At 65.0% G+C, this 22359-nt stretch carries 21 protein-coding genes; 14 read left to right on the top strand and 7 right to left on the bottom strand.

Annotation, left to right across the window (positions count from 1 at the left end; translation table 11 throughout):
- Genes trpC through IVB48_RS03895 form a run of 3 tightly spaced genes read right to left on the bottom strand, consistent with a single transcriptional unit; the run spans nt 1 to nt 3756 of the window.
- Nucleotides 1-822 (bottom strand): indole-3-glycerol phosphate synthase TrpC, encoded by an 822-nt coding sequence (trpC, locus tag IVB48_RS03885; RefSeq protein WP_247289640.1) that lies wholly within the window; start codon nt 820-822, stop codon nt 1-3.
- Between the two features lie 7 nt (nt 823-829).
- The gene (trpD, locus tag IVB48_RS03890) at nt 830-1843 is read right to left on the bottom strand and encodes an anthranilate phosphoribosyltransferase (RefSeq protein ID WP_247289643.1); all 1014 of its coding nucleotides are present in this window, start codon (nt 1841-1843) and stop codon (nt 830-832) included.
- Nucleotides 1844-1857: 14 nt separating this feature from the next.
- Entirely contained in the window at nt 1858-3756 is a 1899-nt protein-coding gene (locus tag IVB48_RS03895; protein WP_247397617.1) for a peptidylprolyl isomerase, read from the bottom strand.
- A gap of 223 nt (nt 3757-3979) precedes the next feature.
- On the opposite strand from IVB48_RS03895, the gene tpiA reads away from it, so the two are divergent.
- The 3 genes from tpiA to IVB48_RS03910 all read left to right on the top strand — a co-directional run bounded on the left by tpiA (nt 3980) and on the right by IVB48_RS03910 (nt 7061).
- Complete coding sequence (tpiA, locus tag IVB48_RS03900; RefSeq protein ID WP_247397619.1) at nt 3980-4735, top strand: triose-phosphate isomerase; 756 nt, start codon at nt 3980-3982, stop codon at nt 4733-4735.
- Between the two features lie 141 nt (nt 4736-4876).
- Nucleotides 4877-5263 carry a preprotein translocase subunit SecG gene (gene secG, locus IVB48_RS03905; protein ID WP_007590603.1) on the top strand — a complete coding sequence of 129 codons (387 nt, stop codon included), beginning with the start codon at nt 4877-4879 and terminating at the stop codon, nt 5261-5263.
- 166 nt (nt 5264-5429) lie between these two features.
- Entirely contained in the window at nt 5430-7061 is a 1632-nt protein-coding gene (locus tag IVB48_RS03910) for a CTP synthase (RefSeq protein ID WP_007590604.1), read from the top strand.
- A gap of 5 nt (nt 7062-7066) precedes the next feature.
- On the opposite strand, the gene IVB48_RS03915 is transcribed toward IVB48_RS03910, so the two are convergent.
- The 3 genes from IVB48_RS03915 to IVB48_RS03925 form a co-directional block, all read right to left on the bottom strand.
- Nucleotides 7067-7729: an rRNA adenine N-6-methyltransferase family protein gene (locus tag IVB48_RS03915; protein WP_247356357.1), complete on the bottom strand. Its 663-nt coding sequence runs from the start codon at nt 7727-7729 to the stop codon at nt 7067-7069.
- A gap of 103 nt (nt 7730-7832) precedes the next feature.
- Nucleotides 7833-9209: a HAMP domain-containing sensor histidine kinase gene (locus IVB48_RS03920; RefSeq protein WP_247397621.1), complete on the bottom strand. Its 1377-nt coding sequence runs from the start codon at nt 9207-9209 to the stop codon at nt 7833-7835.
- The gene (locus IVB48_RS03925) at nt 9206-9880 is read right to left on the bottom strand and encodes a response regulator transcription factor (protein ID WP_027567114.1); all 675 of its coding nucleotides are present in this window, start codon (nt 9878-9880) and stop codon (nt 9206-9208) included. The genes IVB48_RS03920 and IVB48_RS03925 overlap by 4 nt, the downstream gene beginning before the upstream one ends.
- 198 nt (nt 9881-10078) lie before the next feature.
- Between IVB48_RS03925 and IVB48_RS03930 the strand changes: the two genes are divergently transcribed.
- The 3 genes from IVB48_RS03930 to IVB48_RS03940 all read left to right on the top strand — a co-directional run bounded on the left by IVB48_RS03930 (nt 10079) and on the right by IVB48_RS03940 (nt 12599).
- The gene (locus tag IVB48_RS03930) at nt 10079-10405 is read left to right on the top strand and encodes an NIPSNAP family protein (protein ID WP_007610789.1); all 327 of its coding nucleotides are present in this window, start codon (nt 10079-10081) and stop codon (nt 10403-10405) included.
- A gap of 125 nt (nt 10406-10530) precedes the next feature.
- Complete coding sequence (kdsA, locus tag IVB48_RS03935) at nt 10531-11394, top strand: 3-deoxy-8-phosphooctulonate synthase (RefSeq protein ID WP_247397624.1); 864 nt, start codon at nt 10531-10533, stop codon at nt 11392-11394.
- Nucleotides 11394-12599: an MFS transporter gene (locus IVB48_RS03940; protein ID WP_247397626.1), complete on the top strand. Its 1206-nt coding sequence runs from the start codon at nt 11394-11396 to the stop codon at nt 12597-12599. Before kdsA ends, IVB48_RS03940 begins: the two co-directional genes overlap by 1 nt.
- Nucleotides 12600-12618: 19 nt before the next feature.
- Here IVB48_RS03940 and queF read toward each other — a convergent pair whose 3' ends face one another.
- The gene (gene queF / locus IVB48_RS03945) at nt 12619-13107 is read right to left on the bottom strand and encodes a preQ(1) synthase (protein ID WP_007610784.1); all 489 of its coding nucleotides are present in this window, start codon (nt 13105-13107) and stop codon (nt 12619-12621) included.
- A gap of 124 nt (nt 13108-13231) precedes the next feature.
- Between queF and eno the strand changes: the two genes are divergently transcribed.
- From eno to pdhA, 8 genes are all read left to right on the top strand, one after another.
- Nucleotides 13232-14515 (top strand): phosphopyruvate hydratase, encoded by a 1284-nt coding sequence (eno, locus tag IVB48_RS03950; RefSeq protein ID WP_247397628.1) that lies wholly within the window; start codon nt 13232-13234, stop codon nt 14513-14515.
- A 33-nt stretch (nt 14516-14548) separates the two neighbouring features.
- On the top strand, nt 14549-15682 hold the full coding sequence (locus tag IVB48_RS03955; RefSeq protein WP_247397629.1) for a zinc-binding dehydrogenase: 1134 nt from the start codon (nt 14549-14551) through the stop codon (nt 15680-15682).
- Between the two features lie 151 nt (nt 15683-15833).
- Complete coding sequence (locus IVB48_RS03960; RefSeq protein ID WP_247397631.1) at nt 15834-16832, top strand: MBL fold metallo-hydrolase; 999 nt, start codon at nt 15834-15836, stop codon at nt 16830-16832.
- A 177-nt stretch (nt 16833-17009) separates the two neighbouring features.
- Nucleotides 17010-17561, top strand: coding sequence for an NADPH-dependent FMN reductase (locus IVB48_RS03965; protein ID WP_027567108.1), 552 nt, complete (start codon nt 17010-17012; stop codon nt 17559-17561).
- 209 nt (nt 17562-17770) lie between these two features.
- A complete protein-coding gene (locus tag IVB48_RS03970) occupies nt 17771-18088 on the top strand; it encodes a septum formation initiator family protein (RefSeq protein ID WP_007590617.1) in 318 nt (105 codons plus the stop codon).
- A gap of 168 nt (nt 18089-18256) precedes the next feature.
- The gene (locus tag IVB48_RS03975) at nt 18257-19219 is read left to right on the top strand and encodes a GAF domain-containing protein (RefSeq protein WP_027567107.1); all 963 of its coding nucleotides are present in this window, start codon (nt 18257-18259) and stop codon (nt 19217-19219) included.
- A 311-nt stretch (nt 19220-19530) separates the two neighbouring features.
- Nucleotides 19531-21048, top strand: coding sequence for an aldehyde dehydrogenase (gene adh / locus IVB48_RS03980; RefSeq protein WP_247397634.1), 1518 nt, complete (start codon nt 19531-19533; stop codon nt 21046-21048).
- A gap of 265 nt (nt 21049-21313) precedes the next feature.
- On the top strand, nt 21314-22336 hold the full coding sequence (pdhA, locus tag IVB48_RS03985; protein WP_247397636.1) for a pyruvate dehydrogenase (acetyl-transferring) E1 component subunit alpha: 1023 nt from the start codon (nt 21314-21316) through the stop codon (nt 22334-22336).
- Nucleotides 22337-22359: the final 23 nt, after the last annotated feature.

Genomic DNA, 22359 nt, shown 5'->3' on the forward strand with positions numbered 1-22359 from the left:
TCAGCGCGTGCCCGTCGCACGCGCCGTCGTCTCGCGCGCCAGCAGCGTACGGGTCGCAGCGGTTACGTCGGCTTGCCGCATCAGGCTCTCGCCGACCAGGAAGGTCGACATGCCGACGCGCTCGAGCCGGGCGAGATCGGCGGGCGTAAAGATGCCGCTCTCGCCGACCATCAGCCGGTCCTGCGGAATCAGCGGCGCCAATGTTTCGCTGGTCGCAAGCGTGGTTTCGAAGGTGCGTAAATTTCGATTGTTGACGCCGATCATCGGCGAACGCAGCTTCAGTGCGCGATCAAGCTCGGCGCGGTCGTGGATCTCGATCAGCACGTCCATGCCATGGGTGATGGCGGCGTCCTCGAGCTCTTTTGCCGTGGCATCATCGAGCGCCGCCATGATGATCAGGATGCAGTCGGCGCCGTGCGCGCGGGCCTCCGCCACCTGGTAAGTGTCGAACATGAAATCCTTGCGCAGCACCGGCAGTGACGTTGCCGCGCGTGCCGCTACCATGAAGTCGAGATGGCCCTGGAACGAGGGCGTGTCCGTCAGCACCGACAGGCAGGCAGCACCGCCGGCCTCATAGGCCCTTGCGAGCAGCGGCGGATCGAAATCGGCGCGGATCAGGCCCTTTGACGGCGAGGCCTTCTTGACCTCCGCGATCAGCGCGTAGTCGCCATTGGTGTGCTTGGCCTTGATGGCGCGCAGGAAGCCGCGCGGTGCTGCTTGCGCCTTGGCCTTCGCTTCCACAGCCGACAGCGGCTGCGCGCGCTTGGCCGCCGCGATTTCCTCGCGCTTGTAGGCTTCGATCTTGGTCAAGATATCCGACATGTCAGGCTCAGCCGTTCGAGACCGCGATCAAATGTTTCAGCCGCGCGCTCGCCGCGCCGCTGTCGAGTGATTTTGCGCCGATCACGACGCCTTCCTTGAGGTCCTTGGCTCGCCCCGCCACGACCAATGCGGCAGCGGCGTTGATCAGCGCGACGTCACGGTAGGGGCTCGGCTTGCCGTCGAGCACGCTCTGCAAGGCGATAGCGTTCGCGTCGGCGTCGCCGCCTTTGAGTGCACCGGCCTCGCAGCGCGGCAGGCCCGCGTCCTCCGGCTTCACCTCGAAATTCCGGATCTCGCCGTTGTGGAGCGCGGAGACGAAGGTCGGGCCGGTGAGGGTTATTTCGTCGAGGCCATCGGAACCGTGCACGACCCAGGCGGATTCAGAGCCGAGGTTCTTGAGTACTTGCGCCAGCGGCTGCACCCATTGCCGGGAGAACACGCCGACCATCTGCCGCTTCACGCCCGCCGGATTGGACAAGGGGCCGAGCAGGTTGAAGATCGTGCGTGTCGCAAGCTCCACCCGGGTCGGGCCGACGTTCTTCATGGCGGGATGATGGGCGGGGGCGAACATGAAGCCGATGCCGCATTCGCGTATGCAGCGGCCGACCTGCTCCGGCCTCAGATCGATCTTCACCCCGAGCGAAGCCAGCACGTCGGCGGCGCCGGAGCGCGACGACAGTGCGCGGTTGCCGTGCTTGGCCACCGGCAGACCGGCGCCCGAAACGATGAAGGAGGCGCAGGTCGAGACATTGACCGAGCCGGAGCCGTCGCCGCCGGTGCCGACAATGTCGACGGCGTCCGCGGGCGCATCGACCGTGAGCATTTTGGAGCGCATTGCCGCGACCGCGCCGGTGATCTCGTCCACGGTCTCGCCGCGCACCCGCAGCGCCATCAGCAGGCCGCCCATTTGCGAGGGCGTAGCCTCGCCGGACATCACGGCGTCGAAGGCGGAAGCCGCTTCGTCACGCGACAGGCTGGCGCCGGTCGCCACTTTTCCAATGATCGATTTCAGGTCGTCCATCGCGTGCTTTCAACTCACTGGTTCGCGCCGGTCACCTGCGCGAAGGCGGCCTGATTAATTGTGGTCCCGATGTCGGTTTCGAGCTTGTTGACGTAGGAAGCGACCTGCTCCTCGGTCTGCGCACGGTCGAGACTGTCCTTCAGCTTCTTGACCGCCTCGGAAGCGGCATCGACCGTGGGATCGACGATCTCGGTGACGCGGAACACGATCACCTCGGTGCCGCCGGTCACTGCCGTCTGCCCGACGCCGTCCTTGGCGACACGGAAGGCGGCCGACACGACGGTTGCGGGCACGCTGGCGGGCGAGTCGTCGCGCTTGAAGCCGGTGGCGGTCTCGACCTTGGCGCCGATCGCGGCTGCTTCGTCGGCGAGCTTGCCGCCAGATTCGAGCTTCTGCACCATCTCGGTCGCCTTGGCCTTCAGCTTGGTCGCGATCTGGTCCTGGCGCCAGCGCGCCTCGACCTGGTCGCGGACCTCGTCGAGATTGCGGTCGCGCGAGGGCGTGATGGCAAGCACGTCGTACCAGACATAGCCGCCCTTGAAAGAGATCGAGTCGTTGTCGACGCCCACATCGGTGTTGAAGGCCTGCGACACCACGTCGAGGCCCTGCGGAATGCCGGAGACCGGCTGGCCGCTCGGGGCGCGGCCGGAACGGTCGACGGCGTCGATGGTGACGGCGGTGAGGCCGAGCTTCTGCGCCGCGTCGATCACGCTGGCACCGCCGCCGCGCTCGTCTTCCATCTTGTCGCGGAGATCGGCGACCTTGACCCGCGCACGCTCGGTGGCGATCTCGCGCTTGATGTCGGGGGCAACGCTTGCATAGTTCGCCTCAGTGCCCGGCTCGATCTTGTCGACCTTGACGATCGACGTGCCGAGACGGCCCTGGATCGGCTGGCTGATTTCACCGGCGGGAAGCGCGAAGACGGCGTCTCCAACTGCGGGATCGAGCGAGGATTTGGTCACGAGTCCGAGATCGACGTCGGACGCGCTCAGTCCGCGCTCCTTGCCGAGGTCCTCGAACGACGTCCCGCTGGTGAGCCGCTCGCGTGCGGCCTGCGCCTCGGCGGCGTTGGGAAATACGATCTGCTGGATCTGGCGCTTCTCCGGCGTGCCGAGCCGGTCCTTGCGCTGGTCGAACGCTTTGTTGGCATCCTCGTCCGACACCTCGCTCCACTTGCCGATCTCCTCCGGCGAGACCACGACGAACGCGATCTTGCGATATTCGGGCGCGCGGAACTGGACCTTGTGATCCTCGAAATAGGCGGCGAGCGCCTCGGGCGATGGCGCGTCGATGGTGCCGGCCTGGGCCGCGTCGAGCCTGACGAATTCAATGGCGCGCTGCTCGTTCTGGAAGCGCGTCAGCACGTCGAGCATCGCCTTCGGCGGCTCGAGGCCAGCACCGATCGTGCCGGTGATCTGCCGACGCAACGAGACCTTGCGCTGCTCCGAAACGTAGCGCTGCTCGGTATAGCCGAAATTGCGGATCACGGACTGGAAGCGGTTCGAATCGAAGTTGCCGCCGACGCCCTTGAAGTTCGGGTCGTTCATGATGAGCTGGCGGATCTGGTCGTCAGACTGGCCGAGCCCGAGCCGGCGCGCCTCTTCGTCGAGGGCGGCTTCCGCGATCGTCTGCTGCAGCACCTGACGGTCGAGACCGAAGGCGCGCGCCTGTTCAGGCGACAGCGGCCGGCCGAACTGGCGGCTGATCTGCTGGAGGCGATCGGTGTAAATCTGACGGAACTCGTTCAACGAAATCTCGGTGCCGCCGACCTTGGCCACGGTGGATTGCCCGAAGCCCTTGAAGATGTCGGCAATGCCCCAAACGCCGAAGCTGATGATCAGCACGCCCATCACAACGGCCATAATGGTCTTGCCGAGCCAGTTTGATGAGGCCTTGCGCATTCCTCGAAGCATTTGGTCCAACTTGTTTGGCAGGAGGGGAACGGGAGCGCGTCTTAATGCAGATTCCGCAAAAGCGCGTCACCAAATTGATCAATCATCATAAAGTGGTGGCTTTCCCCCCGCAACCTCGGGTCCGACAGGCTTTCGATGCCTGCGGTTAAAAGCCCCTGGTCACTGGAACTGCCACGGGACCTCTGCTAGCGCATGCACAAACCAAATTTTGCTGGAATTTGACATGACCGATGCCATCCGCCCCCTGATCGCCGGCAACTGGAAAATGAACGGCCTGAAGGCCTCGACTGCCGAATTCGACGCCATGCTCAATGGTGCGGCAGAGGTGGCTGGCAAAGCCGATTTGCTGGTTTGCCCGCCGGCGACCTTGATCGCAGCCTTTGCCGAGAAGGCGCGCGGCAAGAAGGTCGCGGTGGGGGCTCAGGATTGCCACCCCAAGGCCTCCGGCGCCCACACCGGCGATATTGCCGCCGAAATGCTGGCGGATTCGGGGGCGACCGCGATCATCGTCGGCCATTCCGAGCGCCGCGCCGACCATGGCGAGGGCGATGCTCTGATCCGGCAGAAGGCCGAGGCCGCCTGGCGCGCCGGGGTGACGGCGATCGTCTGCATCGGCGAGACGCAAGCTCAGCGCGATGCGAGCCAGACCCTGGACATCCTGCGCGGCCAGCTCAACGGCTCGCTGCCGGACGGCTCCACTGCCGCAAATCTGGTCGTGGCCTATGAGCCGGTCTGGGCGATCGGCACCGGCCTGACCCCGACGTCTGGGGATGTCGAGCAGATTCATGGCTTTATCCGAGAATTCCTGACCTCCAGGTTCAAGGCGGACGGCGCCGGGATGCGCATCCTCTATGGCGGCTCGGTCAAGCCCTCGAACGCGGCCGAGCTGATGGCCGTGAAGAACGTCAACGGCGCGCTGGTCGGCGGGGCCAGCCTGAAGGCGGCGGATTTCCTTGCGATTGCGCAGGGCTGTCCCTAGCTAACTCCAAACGTTAGGACCCGGCCGATCGGGGGTGGCAATGACCCGTCTGATCGTGTAACACCGCGCAACTTCAGGAAAACCCCGCGAAGCACGATTGGCCGCCGTCTCGGCGCTGTCGGCTTGTGACGGAAGGACACTATGCAGACCGTTGTCATCGTCATTCACCTCATGATCGTCACCGTCATGATCGGCGCCGTCCTGCTCCAAAAGTCGGAAGGCGGCGGCCTGGGCATGGGAGGTGGCGCAGGTTTCATGTCGAGCCGCGGCACGGCGAACCTTCTGACGCGGACCACCGCGATCCTGGCCGTCGGCTTCTTCCTCACCAGCCTGTTCCTGTCCTGGTATGCCGGCTACGACCGCAAGCCGTCGTCGATTATCGGCGCACCGGCGTCGCAGACCCAGCCGGCCGGTGGCGGGCCGATCGCGCCGCCGACCTCGGGCGGCATCCTGGATTCGCTGAAGAAGGCCGACGAGCAGCAGCAGGCGCCGGCACCGAGCGGCCCGCAGGTACCTCGTTCGCAATAAAGCAGGGGGGCCATGCAGGGCGGCTTCTACCGTCCTGCATCAACAATCCCCATCAAGGCTCTGTCACCACTCTTAGTTCTGGCTCACCCACAGCCCCGCAAAATGTTTGGGGCGGAATACGAATCGCTTTGGCGAATCGAATTCGAGGGATTAGAGGTTAAGCCCCATGGCGCGGTACATATTCATCACCGGCGGCGTGGTTTCTTCGCTCGGCAAGGGTCTGGCTTCAGCGGCACTCGGTGCCCTGTTGCAAGCCCGGGGCTACAAGGTCCGCCTCCGCAAGCTCGACCCCTATCTCAATCTCGATCCCGGAACGATGTCGCCGTATCAGCACGGCGAAGTGTTCGTGACCGATGACGGCGCGGAGACCGACCTCGATCTCGGCCACTATGAGCGCTTCACGGGGCGGCCGGCGACCAAGGCCGACAACATCACGACCGGGCGCATCTACCAGGACATCATCTCCAAGGAGCGGCGCGGCGATTATCTCGGCGCCACCATCCAGGTGGTTCCGCATGTCACCAACGCCATCAAGGATTTCGTCCTCGACGGCAACGACGATTACGACTTCGTGCTGGTCGAGATCGGCGGCACCGTCGGCGACATCGAGGGCCTGCCGTTCTTCGAGGCGATCCGCCAGCTCAAGAACGAGCTGCCGCGCGATCACGCCATCTACATTCATCTGACGCTGCTGCCGTACATCCCGAGCGCCGGTGAGCTGAAGACAAAGCCGACGCAGCACTCCGTCAAGGAGCTGCGCTCGATCGGCATCCAGCCGGACATCCTGCTCTGCCGTACCGATCGCGAAATCCCCAAGGAGGAACGGCGCAAGCTCGGGCTGTTCTGTAACGTGCGCGAGAGCGCCGTCATCGAGGCGCGCGACGCCGACAGCATCTACGCTGTCCCTCAGGCTTACCATGCCGCAGGCCTCGACGACGAAGTGCTTGCCGCCTTCGGCATCGGCTCGCGGATTCCGCCGGAGCTGCGGAGCTGGCAGCAGATCAACGAGCGCATCCGCAATCCCGAGGGCAACGTCACCATCGCCATCGTCGGCAAATATACCGGCATGAAGGATGCGTATAAGTCGCTGATCGAGGCGCTCTCGCATGGCGGCATCGCCAACAAGGTGAAGGTCAATCTCGACTGGATCGAAAGCGAGATCTTCGAGAAGGAAGATCCCGCGCCATTCCTCGAGCACGTCAACGGCATTCTGGTGCCCGGTGGCTTCGGCCAGCGCGGCGCCGAGGGCAAGATCCGCGCGGCGCAGTTCGCGCGCGAGCGCGACGTGCCGTATTTCGGCATCTGCTTCGGCATGCAGATGGCGGTGATCGAGGCTGCTCGGAATCTCGTCGGGATCGAGGAGGCCAACTCCACCGAGTTCGGCCCGACCAAGGAGCCCCTGGTGGGCTTGATGACGGAATGGCTGCGCGGCAACGAGCTCGAGAAGCGCACCAACGCCGGCGATCTCGGCGGCACGATGCGCCTGGGTGCCTATCCCGCGGCGCTCAATCGCGGCAGCCGCGTCTCGGAGGTTTATGGCGGCGCGACCGAGATTTCCGAGCGCCACCGCCATCGCTACGAGGTCAACACCGCCTACAAGGATCGCCTCGAGCAGCACGGGCTGAAATTCTCGGGCCTGTCGCCCGACGGCGTGCTGCCGGAGATCGTCGAGTACGAGGATCACCCCTGGTTCATCGGCGTCCAGTTCCATCCCGAACTGAAGTCGCGCCCCTTCGAGCCGCATCCGCTGTTCGCGTCGTTTATTCGCGCGGCGATGGTGCAGAGCCGCCTGGTGTAATCGGCTCAGGGCGTGGCGGTGCAGTCACGTGCGAGATGCATCGGCTCCGGCGAGACCGGCGTTGACGTAGCAGGCGCAAGCGATCCCGTGACGAGCTTCATCTGCGGCCGTCGCGTCAGCTTGTAGACGGCGGCCGGCGGCACGTTGAGCAGGGCACGATCCACCAGCTTTGCGCGCAAGCCCAGCCGGTCGAGCACGGGCCGCGCGATCGGGCAACTCATGCCGTAGGTGAACTGGTAGAAGGCGCCGCCGGGTCGGACATGACTGAACGCGCCACCGACGATCGAGACGACCTTGCGCGTCGACATGTTGAGCAGGGGCAGACCGCTCACGACGGCGCCGACGGGCGCGCCGTCATAGAGGCGCTCCGTTGCCAGCCGCCCCGCATCCATCCACAAGACGCGCGCGTTGGGAAAACGCATCTGGAGCACCTTCATGAAGTCGGAGCCGTATTCGATCAGCGTGAGGTCCTGCTGGCGCACGCCGCGTTTGAGCAGCTTGTAGGTGAACGCGCCGGTGCCGGGGCCGAGTTCGAGAACAGGGCCGGTCGATGCGGTGATCTCGCGGGTGATGAGATCGGCCAGCGCCGCGCCTGACGGCGCGATCGCGCCGACGCGGCGCGGGGCTGACATCCATGACAGGAAGAACGAGAGGAAATCGTTGGGCATGCGCACTCCGGCATCTTGGTTGCACCTCGCAGGTCAGAGGTGAGGCGGCCGAACAATCGCTTGAGTGCATTGCGACAGCATTGCGGGCTGTATGCCGATTGCGTCAATTCTCCCGGACGGGCGGCAGTGAAATCCTGAAGCACGCGCCGCCGATCGCTGCGTCCGCGACCGAGATGTGGCCACCATGCAGGAGCACGATCTCGCGCACCATGTTGAGGCCGAGACCGGCACCGCGATCGAGCGGTGTCAGCCGGTAGAACGGCTCGAATATTTGTTCGCGCTGATCGGCCGGAATGCCGGCGCCTTCGTCCGTGACCTCGATGCTCGCGGGCCTGCTGATACGAATGCCGATGGTGCCGCGGCGAGGGCCGTGCTGGATCGCATTCTGCACGAGGTTGGTCAGCGCGCGCTCCAGCGCCGCCGCATCGCCGATCGTTTCGACCGGCGTGGAGGGGGCGTCGAGCGCCAGCTCGTAGCCGGCGGCAATGGCCAGCGGCGCGAGATCTGCGGCCGCGCTTTGCGCGATTGCGACGAGGTCGACGCGCGTGAAGGGATGACCGCAGCGATCGAGCCGCTGAATGTCCAGCAATTGCTCGGCAAGTGTCGCCAGCCGCGCGGAATCCTCCAGCAGCCGGGTCTTGTCCGGCCCCGCTGGAAGCGACTCCAGCCGCGTGTTCAGGATTGCGATCGGCGTGCGCAACTCGTGTGCGGCATCTGCGACGAAGCGCTTGTGGCGGGCATAGCCCTGGTCTAGCCGCGCCAGCGCGTCGTTGACCGCAGTCACGAGCGGCACGACCTCCAGCGGAATCCGGTCCAGCGACAGCCGCGCGCCGCGTTGATGGATGTCGATGCGCCGCGCCTGGTCCGCCGTCGCATCGAGCGCCTCGAAGGCGCGCCGCACGATCATCGGCGTCGCAATGAACGTCGCCGTTCCCATGAGGAGCAGGCCGGGCAGGGCGATTCCCAGCAATGCAAGCGAGGTCATGAACAACGCCTTGGCGCCGGTGAGCTTGCCTTGCGTCGCCGTGATGATTTGCACATTGCCGGCGTCGGTATCGACCCGCTTCAGCCGCGCCGGGGCCTTGCGCGGATCGTCCTCGAACAGCTGCCAGCCGAGCCGGGCCTGGCTGATCTGGTCGAGGCCGCTGCCGATGGCGGCGAATTCGGCCGGCACGGCGCCTTCGCTGAGCGAATGTCCCTGCCTGTCGCGGACCAGGAACCAGAGATCGGATGTCTCGCTGCGCAATTGTTTCAGCTCGGTCGTCGATCGCAGGGCAAGGTCGCCTTGCGCGTCGCGTGCGAGCGCGCGCTGGACGATTTCGATCACACGATCTTCGTCGCGACCGGCGAGCACGAACCCCGACACGCTCAACGCGCTGACGATGACGGCAACGAGCGCCGTGAGCAGCACCGCCTGGAGCGACAGCAGGCGCCAGCTCAGCCGCGAGCGCAGACAATAGGGATCGTGGTGCTTGCTCATGGTAGCTTCTTCAAGAGATATCCGACGCCGCGGATGCCATGGATCTCCACGTGCGCATCGGCTTCCGAGAGTTTGCGGCGCAGGCGCGACACGTGCGTATCGAGTGCGTTCGACTGGATTTCGTCGTCGAAACTGTAGACGGCTTCTTCCAGCGCGGAGCGCAGCACGGTCCGGCCCATGCGGCGGACCAGCGCCTCCAGCACGAGGAGCTCGCGCCGCGGCAGCTCGAGCGGAGCCCCGTCGATGCTTGCCTCGCGATGGCCGAAATCGAAGGCGAGGCGGCCGGCGTGCATGATGTCGGGATGCAGCCCGGCGGGCCGGCGCAGCACGGCGCGCAGCCGCGCCAGCAATTCCTCCACCGCGAACGGCTTTGACAGATAATCATCCGCTCCGCAGTCGAGCCCGGCGACCCGGTCGGCGAGTTCGCCGCGCGCCGTCAACACGATGATCGGTACGCCGTCGGCGCGTGCCCTGAGTTTCGGGATCAGGGTGAGACCGTCGCCATCGGGAAGCTGGCGATCGAGCAGGACGGCGGCGTGGACGTCGGCAGAAATGGCCTCTTCCGCCTCGGCGAGCGTGGGGGCGTGGTCCACGACCATGTCGTAGCGCTTCAGCGCCGACGCCAGCGCGTCGGCCATTTCGGCCTCGTCCTCGACGAGCAAAATCCGCATGATCCGCACCTCAATCTCAATCGCGCCAATCTAGCGGGCGTATCATTGCGGCAGCATTGCGGGAACCGGCTCTCCATGAAGCGGCTTTGAGCGGACCTTAGCCATGCGCGGAACGCCACAGGGGGCGGCCGAGCGGGCCTCAAGACACCGTCAGGGCCAGCCGATATAACCGCCGGACCTGATCAGGGAGGAACAAGAATGATCTACGAAATGCGCATCTATCGCTGCGTGCCCGGCCGCCTGCCGGCACTGCTCAAGCGGTTCGAGACCGTCACGCTGAAGGTGTGGGAAAAGCACGGCATCAAGCAGGCCGGGTTTTTTACGACGCTGATCGGTGAATCCAACCAGGAGCTGACCTATTTTCTGGCCTGGGAGTCGCTCGCCGAGCGCGAGAAGAAGTGGGCCGCCTTCATGACCGATCCGGACTGGATGAAAGGGCGCGCCGAGAGCGAGGCGGACGGCCAGATCGTCGGCAACATCGTCAGCCAAATTCTGGCGCCGACCGCCTTCTCGGCGGTGAAGTAGAGGCTGCCGGCGCGAGGCCGTCGCGGGGGGCCTGGGCGCAACCCTGATATTCTGGGAGCCCAGGCCGAATGGGGTTGATCCGCCCTTCATCGCGGCTATGGTCGCGCCGCAACGAGGGATTTGCCTTGAGCTCTTCGACGTCAGCGGCGCCGGTCGTCACCATTGGTAAGGTCAAATTCGGCAATGATCTGCCGATCTCGATCATTGCCGGGCCGTGTCAGCTCGAAAGCCGCCAGCATGCGCTGGAGGTGGCCTCCGCGCTGCAGGAGATCGCCGCGCGGCTGCAGATCGGCCTCGTCTACAAGACTTCGTTCGACAAGGCCAATCGCACCAGCGCGTCGGCTGCGCGTGGCCTCGGGCTTGCCCAGTCGCTGCCGATCTTCGCCGAAATCCGATCGTCGCTCGGCCTGCCGGTTCTGACCGACGTGCATGACGCCGCGCAGTGCGCCGATGTGGCGCAGGCGGTGGACATCCTGCAGATCCCGGCCTTCCTGTGTCGCCAGACCGATCTGCTGCTGGCGGCCGCCGCGACCGGCAAGGTCGTCAACGTCAAGAAGGGTCAGTTTCTCGCGCCCTGGGACATGGCCAACGTCGTCTCCAAGATCACGAGCGCGAACAATCCTAATGTGCTCGTCACCGAGCGTGGTGCGTCCTTCGGCTACAACACGCTGGTCTCCGACATGCGCGCCTTGCCGATCCTGGCGCGGACCACCGGCGCCCCCGTGATCTTCGACGCCACTCACTCGGTGCAACAGCCGGGCGGGAAGGGGACGTCTTCCGGGGGCGAGCGCGAATTCGTGCCGGTGCTCGCACGCGCAGCCGTTGCCGTCGGTGTTGCCGGTGTCTTCATCGAGACCCATCCCGATCCTGACAGCGCGCCGTCCGACGGACCCAACATGGTGCCGCTGCGCGAGTTCGAGGCGCTGATCCGAAAGCTGATGGCATTCGACGCGCTCGCCAAAGATTCTACCAAAGCCGATCCGCGCTGATGCAGGAAGGCGCAGCGCGGCCGCACGATCACGGCCTGCCGGCCGCGCTCTACGTCATCTCCGGTGCAAGCTTTGCCGCAGCGCTCTCCGCGCGCGCGCTCGATCCGGTGCTGCCGCACGTCGCCGAGGACTTTGGCGTCAGCATCGCGACCGCTGCCGGTTTTGCCGCGGTGTTCGCCTTCACCTTCTCGATCATCCAGCCGATCGTCGGCGCCGCCGCCGATCTGTTCGGCAAGACGCGGCTGATGATCGGCTGCCTCGCGCTGCTCGGCCTTGCCAACATCCTGGGCTCGCTCTCGACCTCGTTCTCGGTCCTGTTCGCGACCCGTATCCTCGCCGGCATCGGCTCCGGCGGCGTGTTTCCGGTGGCGCTCAGCCTGACCAGCGATCTCGTCGGTCCGGAGAAACGCCAGGTCGCGATCAGCCGCACGCTTGCCGGCGCGATGACAGGCAATCTCCTCGGAGCCTCGGCCTCCGGCCTGATCGGCGATTTCCTCGGCTGGCGCGGCGTGCTGGCGGTGCTCGGCGTGCTCGTGATCGTTGCATCGATCGCGGTCGCCGCCGGTTTTCGTGGCGCCAAGGTCAAGCATCCGCCGAAGACGAGCCTGTCGGCGCTGAAGGCGGGCTATCGCACCATCTTCACCAACCCGAACGCCTATGTCTGTTATGCGGCGGTGTTCATCGAAGGCTGCTGCGTGCTCGGCCTGTTTCCCTACATCGCCTCGTTCCTGTTCGAGCTCGGGCAGACCTCGCTCTCGATCGCGGGTCTCGTCATCGCGGGCTTTGCGGTCGGCGGCTTGTTCTACACCCTGACGGTGTCGCGCCTGCTGCCATGGCTGGGCATGAAGGGAATGATGATCGCGGGCATGACACTGGTGGCCTCACAGCTCGTTGTCGTCGCCTTCGGCCTACGCTGGGAAGTGCAGGCGCTCAATCTCATCGTGATGGGATGGGGCTTCTACATCGCTCATGGCTGCCTTCAGATGTTTGCCAGCGAGCTCTCGGTCGAGGCGCGCGCGACCGCGCTGTCGCTGCATTCGTTCTTCTTCTTCATGGGGCAGACGGTCGGGCCGCTCGCCTATGGCCTTGGCCTGCAGCATGGCGGCAAGATGCCGACCCTGTTCGCGAGCGCCGCGATCATGGTCGTGCTCGGTTTCGTGTGTGCGCGGCTGCTCAAGCAGCGCGCGCCATCCGACGCGCGCTGAGGCCTGGACAGGAGAGAGCTCAGCCCCGCCCGCGATAGGGCGCGACGCCCTGTTCCGGCACCCACAATCCCTTCGGCGCGCGGCCGGTCTGCCAGAACACGTCGATCGGGATGCCGCCGCGCGGATACCAGTAGCCGCCGATGCGCAGGAACTTCGGCTTGATCTCGCTCGCGATGCGCTTGCCGATCATCACGGTGCAGTCCTCGTGGAAGGCGCCGTGGTTGCGGAAGCTCGCGATGTAGAGCTTGAGCGACTTCGACTCCAGCAACCATTGGCCGGGGGCGTAGTCGATCATCAGATGTGCGAAATCCGGCTGTCCCGTGACCGGGCAGAGCGAGGTGAATTCCGGCACGGTGAAGCGCACCAGATAGTCGGTGCCGCCTTGCGGATTCGGCACGCGGTCGAGCTTGGCTTTCTCGGGCGCATCCGGCCATTCCACGGCGCGGCCAAGCTGCAGGGCAGCTGAATCCGAGCTTGAGTTCTTCGATTTGCTGGGCTTTTTCGACATCAGGCCGCCTCCGTGGCGCCCTCTTAGCCAATCATCGTGCGGCCGTCACCCGGCCTTTTCCGCTTCGATGCATTGCGGTAGAAGCACCCCAACTGACTGCTTAGTCCCCCGAAAAGAGGCCCTCATGACCGCCATCATCGACATCATCGGACGCGAAATCCTGGATAGCCGGGGCAATCCCACCGTCGAGGTCGACGTCGTGCTGGAAGATGGCGCGCTTGGCCGTGCTGCCGTGCCGTCCGGCGCCTCCACCGGCGCCCACGAGGCGGTGGAACTGCGCGACGGCGACAAGGCCCGCTATCTCGGCAAGGGCGTCACCAAGGCGGTGGGCGCCGTCAACGGCGAGATCTTCGAGGCGCTGAACGGCCTCGATGTCGAGCAGCAGGCCCAGCTCGACCAGATCATGATCGACCTCGACGGCACGCCGAACAAGAGCCGGCTGGGAGCCAACGCCATTCTCGGCGTCTCGCTCGCCTGCGCCAAGGCGGCTGCGAACTCGCTCGACATGCCGCTGTACCGTTACGTCGGCGGCACCTCGGCGCGTCTCTTGCCGGTGCCGATGATGAACATCATCAATGGCGGCATGCACGCCGACAACCCGATCGACTTCCAGGAATTCATGATCCTGCCGGTTGGCGCGTCTTCCTTTGCCGAGGGCCTGCGCTACGGCGCCGAGGTCTTCCACACCCTGAAGTCGGAGCTGAAGAAGGCCGGCCACAACACCAATGTCGGCGACGAGGGCGGCTTTGCCCCGAACCTGCCGTCGGCCGACGCCGCGCTCGAATTCGTCATGAACGCGATCGGCAAGGCCGGCTACAAGGCGGGCTCCGACATCGTCATCGGGCTCGACTGCGCCTCGACCGAGTTCTTCAAGGACGGCAAGTACGTCTACGAAGGCGAGGGCAAGACCCGCTCGATCTCCGAGCAGGCCAAGTACCTTGCTGATCTCGTCGCGCGCTATCCGATCGTGACCATCGAGGACGGCATGTCGGAAGACGACATGGACGGCTGGAAAGAGCTGACCGACCTCGTCGGCAAGAAGTGCCAGCTGGTCGGCGACGATCTCTTCGTCACCAACGTCAAGCGCCTCGCCGAAGGCATCAAGGCCGGACGGGCCAACTCGATCCTGATCAAGGTCAACCAGATCGGCACGCTGACCGAGACGCTCGCCGCCGTCGAGATGGCGCACAAGGCCGGCTACACCTCGGTGATGTCGCACCGCTCCGGCGAGACCGAGGATTCCACCATCGCCGACCTCGCGGTCGCCACCAATTGCGGACAGATCAAGACCGGCTCCCTTGCGCGCTCCGATCGCACCGCCAAATACAACCAGCTCCTGCGCATCGAGCAGCAGCTCGGCAAGCAGGCGCTCTACGGCGGCAAGGCGGCGTTGAAGGCGCTGGCATAAGCCAGGGTCTCGATAGAAACAGGGAGGATCGACATGAGCGACGGCAAGAACGGCCTGCAACTGCGTTCGCTGATCAAAAAGAGCGGCGAGCTCGAGATCTCGCTGCTCGACGTGCCGACCCCCGAACCCGCCGCGGACGAGGTCGTCGTCCGCGTCGAGGCAGCGCCGATCAATCCGTCCGACCTCGGGCTCCTGATCGGCGCGGCCGATATGAGCACGGCAAAGGCTTCCGGCGACAAGGGCACTCCCCTCATCACCGCGAAGGTGCCGGAAGGCGCGATGCGGGCGATGGCAGGCCGGCTCGACGAGTCCATGCCGGTCGGTAACGAAGGCGCGGGAGTCGTGATCAGGACCGGCTCGTCGGATGTCGCCAAGGCACTGATGGGCAAGACGGTCGCGATGATCGGCGGCGCGATGTATACGCAGTATCGCACGCTGAAAGTACGCGAGTGCCTGCCGCTGCCCGAGGGCACCACGCCGGCCGAAGGGGCCTCCTGCTTCGTCAATCCGCTCACGGCGCTCGGCATGACCGAGACCATGCGGCGCGAGGGTCACAAGGCGCTGGTGCACACTGCGGCCGCATCCAATCTCGGCCAGATGCTGAACAAGATCTGCATCAAGGACGGCATCCCGCTGGTCAACATCGTGCGCAGCAAGGAGCAGGCCGACATACTGCACAAGATCGGCGCCAAATATGTCGTCGATTCCACCGCGCCGAGCTTCCTCGGCGATCTCACCAATGCGCTGGTCGAGACCGGCGCCACCATCGCCTTCGATGCCATCGGCGGCGGCAAGCTCGCCGGCGACATCCTCAACTGCATGGAGGTCGCGATCAACAAGACCGCGAAGGAATACAGCCGCTATGGCTCCAACGTGCACAAGCAGGTCTACGTCTATGGCGCGCTCGATGTTCGCCCGATCGAGCTGCCGCGCGGCTTCGGCATGGCCTGGGGCGTCGGCGGCTGGCTGCTGTTTCCGTTTCTGATGAAGATCGGGCAGGCGGACGGGGCCAGGCTGCGCCAGCGCGTCGTCGACGAACTGAAGACCACGTTTGCCAGCCACTACACCAAGGTGGTGTCGCTTTCGGAGGCGCTCGATCCCGCCAACATCGCGGTCTACGCCAAACGCGCCACCGGCGAAAAATTCCTCATCAACCCAAATAAATAATCGTGATGTGCGACGGCACGTCAGCAAAATAAGGTCTTGTCTAAAGAAGGACTTGTCTAAAGAAGGTCTTGCCTTCTGAGCGAAGCGGGAGATTATTCCGCCGCCACAGAAAGCGGAAAACCGCAAGGCGCGCTCAGAAGGGGACCTCTCCATGACCGATCTCAATCGCCGCCATCTGCTCGCAGGCGCCGCCGTCCTCGGTGCGGCGGCCGTGACCAAGCTTGGATCGACCACCGCCAATGCCGCGGTGCCGCAAGCCGGCACGCAGGCGCCGGGCTTCTATCGCTACAAGGTCGGCAGCTACGAGTGCACCTCTATCAACGACGGTGCGCGCACTTTCCCGATGCCGGACAAGTTCGTCGTCAACGCGCCGAAGGAGGAAGCGCTGGCCGCGGGCGAGGCGGCCTACATGCCGAAGGGCATGGTCACGTTGCCGTTCAATCCGCAGCTCATCAACACCGGCTCCAAGCTGGTGCTGATCGATGCCGGCAACGGCATTGCGAATTTCGAGGCGAGCAAGGGCGCCGTCGGCCGCACGCTGCAAAACCTCCAAGCCGCCGGCGTCGACCCCAAGAGCATCGACGTGGTGCTGCTCTCGCATCTGCATCCGGATCACACCAACGGCATTCGTCTCGCCGACGGCGCGCTTGCCTTCCCCAATGCGGAGATCATGGTGCCGGGCAAGGACTGGGAGTTCTGGACCAGCGAGGACAACGCCGCCAAGGCCGAGTCCAACGCGATGATGAAGAACTACTTCGCCAACGTGAAGAAGACCTTTGCCGGCCTCGAATCCAAGGTGACGAAATACGAGTGGGGCAAGGAGGTCGCGCCGGGCATCACGTCGATCGCGACGCCCGGCCACACCCCCGGGCACACCTCGTTCGCGGTCGCCTCGGGCGATGCCAAGGTGCTGATCCAGTCCGACGTCACCAACATCCCAGAGTTCTTCCTGCGCAATCCGGACTGGCATGTGATGTTCGACACCGATGCTGCGCTGGCGCAGGAGACCCGCCACAAATTCTACGACATGGCGGCAGCCGAAAAGGCGACCGTGATCGGCTTCCACTTCACCTTCCCCTCGGTCGGCCATGTCGAGAAGGACGGCGCCAAATATCGCCTGATCCCGTCGGCGTGGAATCCGACGATCTGAGCCGGTTTGCAGATTTGTGCCGAGGAGTCAGGCCGCCACTTGGCGGCCTGATTGTTTGGGCAACCGTTCAGAAACCCAGCGTTTCCAAATCCGACCGGTCCATGCACTTGCATCCATCACTCGGGACCGCTTAAGTGCCGCCCCGGCACTCCCGCTGAAGATTTCGAAGGACACTCCATGGCCTACAATATCGTCACGATCGCCGGCAGCCTGCGCAAGGACAGCTTCTCGCTGAAGATCGCTCATGCGCTCGCCAAGCTCGCGCCGGCTTCGCTCAAGCTCGAGGTCATCACGCCGGCCGGCATCTCGTTCTTCAACCAGGACCTCGAGGGCGCGCCGCCGGCCGATTGGCTGTCTTTTCGCGAAAAGATCCAGAAGTCGGACGGCGTCATCTTCGTCACGCCGGAATACAATCGCGCGATCCCGGGCGTGCTGAAGAACGCCATCGACGTCGCCTCGCGGCCCTATGGCAAGAGCTCGTTCAACGGCAAGCCGGTCGGCATCGTCGCGAACTCGCCGGGTCCGCTCGGCGGCGTCAGCGCCGCCAAGACGCTGCAGAACATCCTGCCGGGCATTTCCGGTCCGATCCTGCAGCAGCCGGAGGCTTATCTGAACGGGGTGGGCGACGCCTTCGACGCCGACGGCAATCTGACGAAGGAGTCCCTGAAGCCCGTGCTCCAGGCCTATATCGACGCGTTTGCGGTGCACGTGGCGAAGCACCACGGCTGAGGCGCGATTCCCAGGACTTCGTCATGGCCGGGCAAAAGCGCGAAGCGCGTCTTCGCGCTAGATGTCCCGGCCATCCACGTGCTCGCTAAATTGACGAAGAACGTGGATGCCCGGCACAAGGCCGGGCATGACGGCTAAGTCAGGCACGGGAACGCGATGCGGGCGGGGCAATTAGCACGCCCTTAACCAACCTGTCCCATCTTCCCAGGATGGTCTCCCGCGCGCGCCTGAAATCGATCCTGACCGGTCTTGCCCTCTATGCGATGGCGGCCGCCATCGTCGGCTATTTCGGCGTCAACGCCTATACCGGCAAATACGGCCTCAACGCCCGCCAGGAGCTCGACCAGGAGATCGTGGCGCTGACGAGCGAGCTTGCCCAGCTCAAGCGGGAGCGTGCCAGGAGCGAGCAGCGCGTTTCGCTGCTGCGCTCCGCGAAGATCGACCCCGACATGCTGGACGAGCGGGCGCGCTTCCAGCTCGACTACGTCAATCCGCGCGATCTCGTCCGGACGATCCCGGCGAACTGACAGCTCTTCCGAAAGTTGAAGGCCTCCAAGTTGAAGGCCTGGAACCGGACTGCCGTCTTGACGGCAGCGCCGCAACCGGCTCATGGCTTCCATCATCATGGCCAGGGTTGACGCAGATCAACCGGGCCGTGCCGGCACCGTCTAGATTGCCACCCGGAGGAAACAGTGATGAATGGGCAATCCCCCCGGCATCACGCTGCCCGTGTCGAGGCCGCCATTACGTCAGGCCAGGCGGCACGCTCGTCGCTCGTGGCCTCGTGGCGCCGTTCATCCAGATTGCATCGTCTTGATCCCGCCGGCCGTAGCTCGCCGAACCGGCTGAGCGAAGCCGAGCTGCACCGCGCGCGGGAGCGCGTCGCGCCGCTGCTCGCCGCCGCGCGGGGTGCGATGGACCGGCTCCATCAGGCGGTCGGCGCCAGCGGCTGCTGCGTGCTGCTTGCGGACGGCGAGGGCGTGCCAGTCGATCGCCGCGGCAGCCCGGCGGACGATGCGACATTTCAGTCCTGGGGCCTCTGGACCGGCGCGCTCTGGAGCGAGGAGCATGAGGGCACCAACGGCATCGGCACCTGCCTCGTCGAGCAGCGTCCGCTGACGATCGACCGCGATCAGCATTTCTTCACCCGCAACACGCTTCTGAGCTGCACCGCCGTTCCGATCTACGACCATGAGGCTGCGTTCGCGGGCGTGCTCGACGTCTCCTCCTGCCGCGCCGACCGCACCGACGTGTTTTCCAGTCTGATCGCGCTCGCGGCCGGTGAGGCGGCCAGGCGTATCGAGGCCGATCTGTTTCGCAGGGCCTTCGCCCATGCCCGCATCGTGCTGACGCAAGCTGCGGACGGCCAGTGCGGCGGCCTCGTTGCGGTCGATGCGGACGATCTCGTGATCGGCGCCACCCGGTCCGCCCGAGCGGGACTCGGGATTGCGCCCGGCCGGGCGTTGCAGCCGATGCCTGCCGCCGATCTCCTCGGCGGCGACACCGCGCGCGACCATCTTGCCGGCGGTCAGCGCGCAGTGTTGCAGCGGGCGCTCCTGCGTGCGGGCGGCAATGTCTCGGCGGCCGCCAAGGCCCTCGGCGTCAGCCGCGCCACGCTGCACAGAAAACTCAAGCGGTTCGAGCTGAACGCGCATTGAGCTGCTGGTAGATCCTCATGGTGAGGAGACCGCGAAGCGGTCGTCTCGAACCACAAGATGCCCTGCTGTCACCCCAGCCATCCTTCGAGACGCGCGCAAGAGCGCGCTCCTCAGGATGAGGTCAGTATGTGCGGCGGCGTCATTACGTGCGGCGGCACGACGTGCAGCCTCGTCACCTGTCGCAGAACTGCGACAGGTCGGCTCCGTCATCGCTCCTATCAGGGCTGACAGAAGACGCCTCCCGCGACATCGTCGGCGCAAGTCGCGACCACGCGACGAATTGCGCAAACAGCAAACATCGGGAGTGATCAATGAACAAGGTAGAATTCCTCAGCGTCACCAAAATTCCCTTCGCCGAACGCTACGACAATTTCATCGGCGGCAAATTCGTCGCGCCGATCTCCGGCAAGTATTTCGACAACGCCTCGCCGGTGACAGGCCAGATCGTCTGCAAGATCGCGCGCTCCGACGCGCAGGACGTCGAGGCAGCGCTCGACGCAGCGCATGCCGCGAAGGCCGCTTGGGGCCGCACCAGCGTCGCCGAGCGCGCCGCGATGCTGAACCGGATCGCCGACCGCATGGAAGACAATCTCGAGCGTCTCGCCATCGCCGAGACCTGGGACAACGGCAAGCCGATCCGCGAGACCCGCGCAGCGGACATCCCGCTGGCCATCGACCACTTCCGCTATTTCGCCGGCGCCATCCGTGCCCAGGAAGGCTCGATCGGCGAGATCGATCACGACACCGTTGCCTACCATTTCCACGAACCGCTCGGCGTGGTCGGCCAGATCATCCCCTGGAACTTCCCGCTGCTGATGGCCTGCTGGAAGCTCGCGCCCGCGCTCGCCGCCGGCAATTGCGTCGTGCTCAAGCCGGCCGAGCAGACCCCGGCCTCGATCATGGTCTGGGCCGAGATCATCGGCGACATTCTGCCGCCCGGCGTCCTCAACATCGTCAACGGCTTTGGTCTGGAAGCCGGCAAGCCGCTCGCGTCCAGCCCGCGCATCGCCAAGATCGCCTTCACCGGCGAGACCACGACGGGCCGGCTGATCATGCAATATGCCAGCCAGAACCTCATTCCCGTCACGCTCGAGCTCGGCGGCAAGTCGCCCAACATCTTCTTCAGCGACGTCAGCGCCGAAGACGACGATTTCTTCGACAAGGCGATCGAAGGTTTCGTCATGTTCGCGCTGAATCAGGGTGAGGTCTGCACCTGTCCGAGCCGAGCGCTGGTCCATGCCGACATCTATGACCGCTTCATGGAGCGGGCGCTGAAGCGCGTCGCCGCGATCAAGCAGGGCGATCCGCGCGCGGCCGACACCATGATCGGCGCGCAGGCTTCCGGCGAGCAACTCGCAAAAATCCTCTCCTACATCGACATCGGCAAGCAGGAGGGAGCCAAGGTGCTGGCCGGCGGTGGACGCGCCGAGCTCGGCGGCGATCTCGCCGGCGGCTTCTACGTCCAGCCGACCGTGTTCGAGGGCCACAACAAGATGCGCGTCTTCCAGGAGGAGATCTTCGGCCCCGTCGTTTCTGTCACGACCTTCAAGAACGACGAGGAGGCGCTCGAGATCGCCAACGACACGCCCTACGGCCTGGGGGCCGGCGTCTGGAGCCGCGACGCCAACCGCTGCTATCGCTTCGGCCGGGCAATCCAGGCCGGCCGGGTCTGGACCAACTGCTACCATGCCTATCCCGCGCATGCGGCCTTCGGCGGCTATAAGCAGTCGGGCGTCGGGCGCGAGACCCACAAGATGATGCTCGATCACTACCAGCAGACCAAGAACCTGCTGGTCAGCTACAGCCCCAAGAAGCTGGGCTTCTTCTGATCGGACGGAAGTGGGCGGCGCCGCTTCGGTGTCGCCCACTCCAAACGGCGGGACTTTATCGGCTCGACGCTTTTTGATGAGGTCACGAATCTGCGCGTGCGGCGACCGTGTCGATTTGTTGCCCGATCCGCGTCAAAGATTTTGCAATATTACGATCACGTTGCAGTGCGGCATAATGAAAGTCGTGCCATGCCGCCGCGGTGCTTTCCAAGGGCATTTGACTTGGGTTAGAGAGGGCTGAAGTTTTCTCTGACCCGGAATTCCCATGGCCGCACCCAAGAAAGCCGCCGCAAGCACTGCACAGGACAAGACCGACGGCGGTTCGCCCCCGGAATTCACCAGAGAGCAGGAGCTCAAGGCGCTCCGCGACATGCTCCTGATCCGGCGGTTCGAGGAAAAGGCCGGCCAGCTCTACGGCATGGGCGCGATTGGCGGCTTCTGCCACCTTTATATCGGCCAGGAGGCTGTGGTGGTCGGGATGCAGATGGCCCTGAAGCCGGGCGACCAGGTTATCACCGGCTATCGCGATCACGGTCATATGCTCGCCACCGGCATGGAGGCCAACGGCGTCATGGCCGAGCTCACCGGCCGTCGCGGCGGCTATTCCAGGGGCAAGGGCGGCTCCATGCACATGTTCAGCAAGGAGAAGCACTTTTACGGCGGCCACGGCATCGTCGGCGCCCAGGTCTCGCTCGGCACGGGGCTCGCTTTCGCCAATCACTATCGCGACAACGACAATGTCAGCGTCACCTATTTCGGCGACGGTGCGGCCAACCAGGGCCAGGTCTATGAGAGCTTCAATATGGCGGAGCTCTGGAAGCTGCCGGTGATCTACGTCATCGAGAACAACCGCTACGCCATGGGCACTTCGGTCTCGCGCGCCTCGGCGCAGCAGGATTTCTCCAAGCGCGGCGCCTCCTTCAACATTCCCGGCCAGCAGGTCGACGGCATGGACGTGCGTGCCGTCAAGGCCGCCGGCGACGAGGCGGCGGCCTGGTGCCGCGCCGGCAAGGGCCCCTTCATCCTGGAGATGCAGACCTACCGCTACCGCGGCCACTCGATGTCCGATCCCGCAAAGTACAGAACGCGCGAGGAGGTCGAAAAAGTCCGCCACGACCAGGATCCGATCGAGCAGGTGCGCAACCGCCTGTTGGCCGCCAAGGTCAGCGAGCAGGATCTGAAGGCGATCGACGCCGAGGTGCGCGACATCGTCAACGCGTCCGCCGATTTCGCCCAGCATGATCCCGAGCCGGATGCCGCCGAGCTCTGGACCGATATTTACCGCTGAACGCGCGCAAGCTTTCTTTTGGA

Origin of the sequence: Bradyrhizobium sp. 76, from assembly GCF_023073025.1 — a bacterium.
Classification (GTDB): Bacteria; Pseudomonadota; Alphaproteobacteria; order Rhizobiales; family Xanthobacteraceae; genus Bradyrhizobium.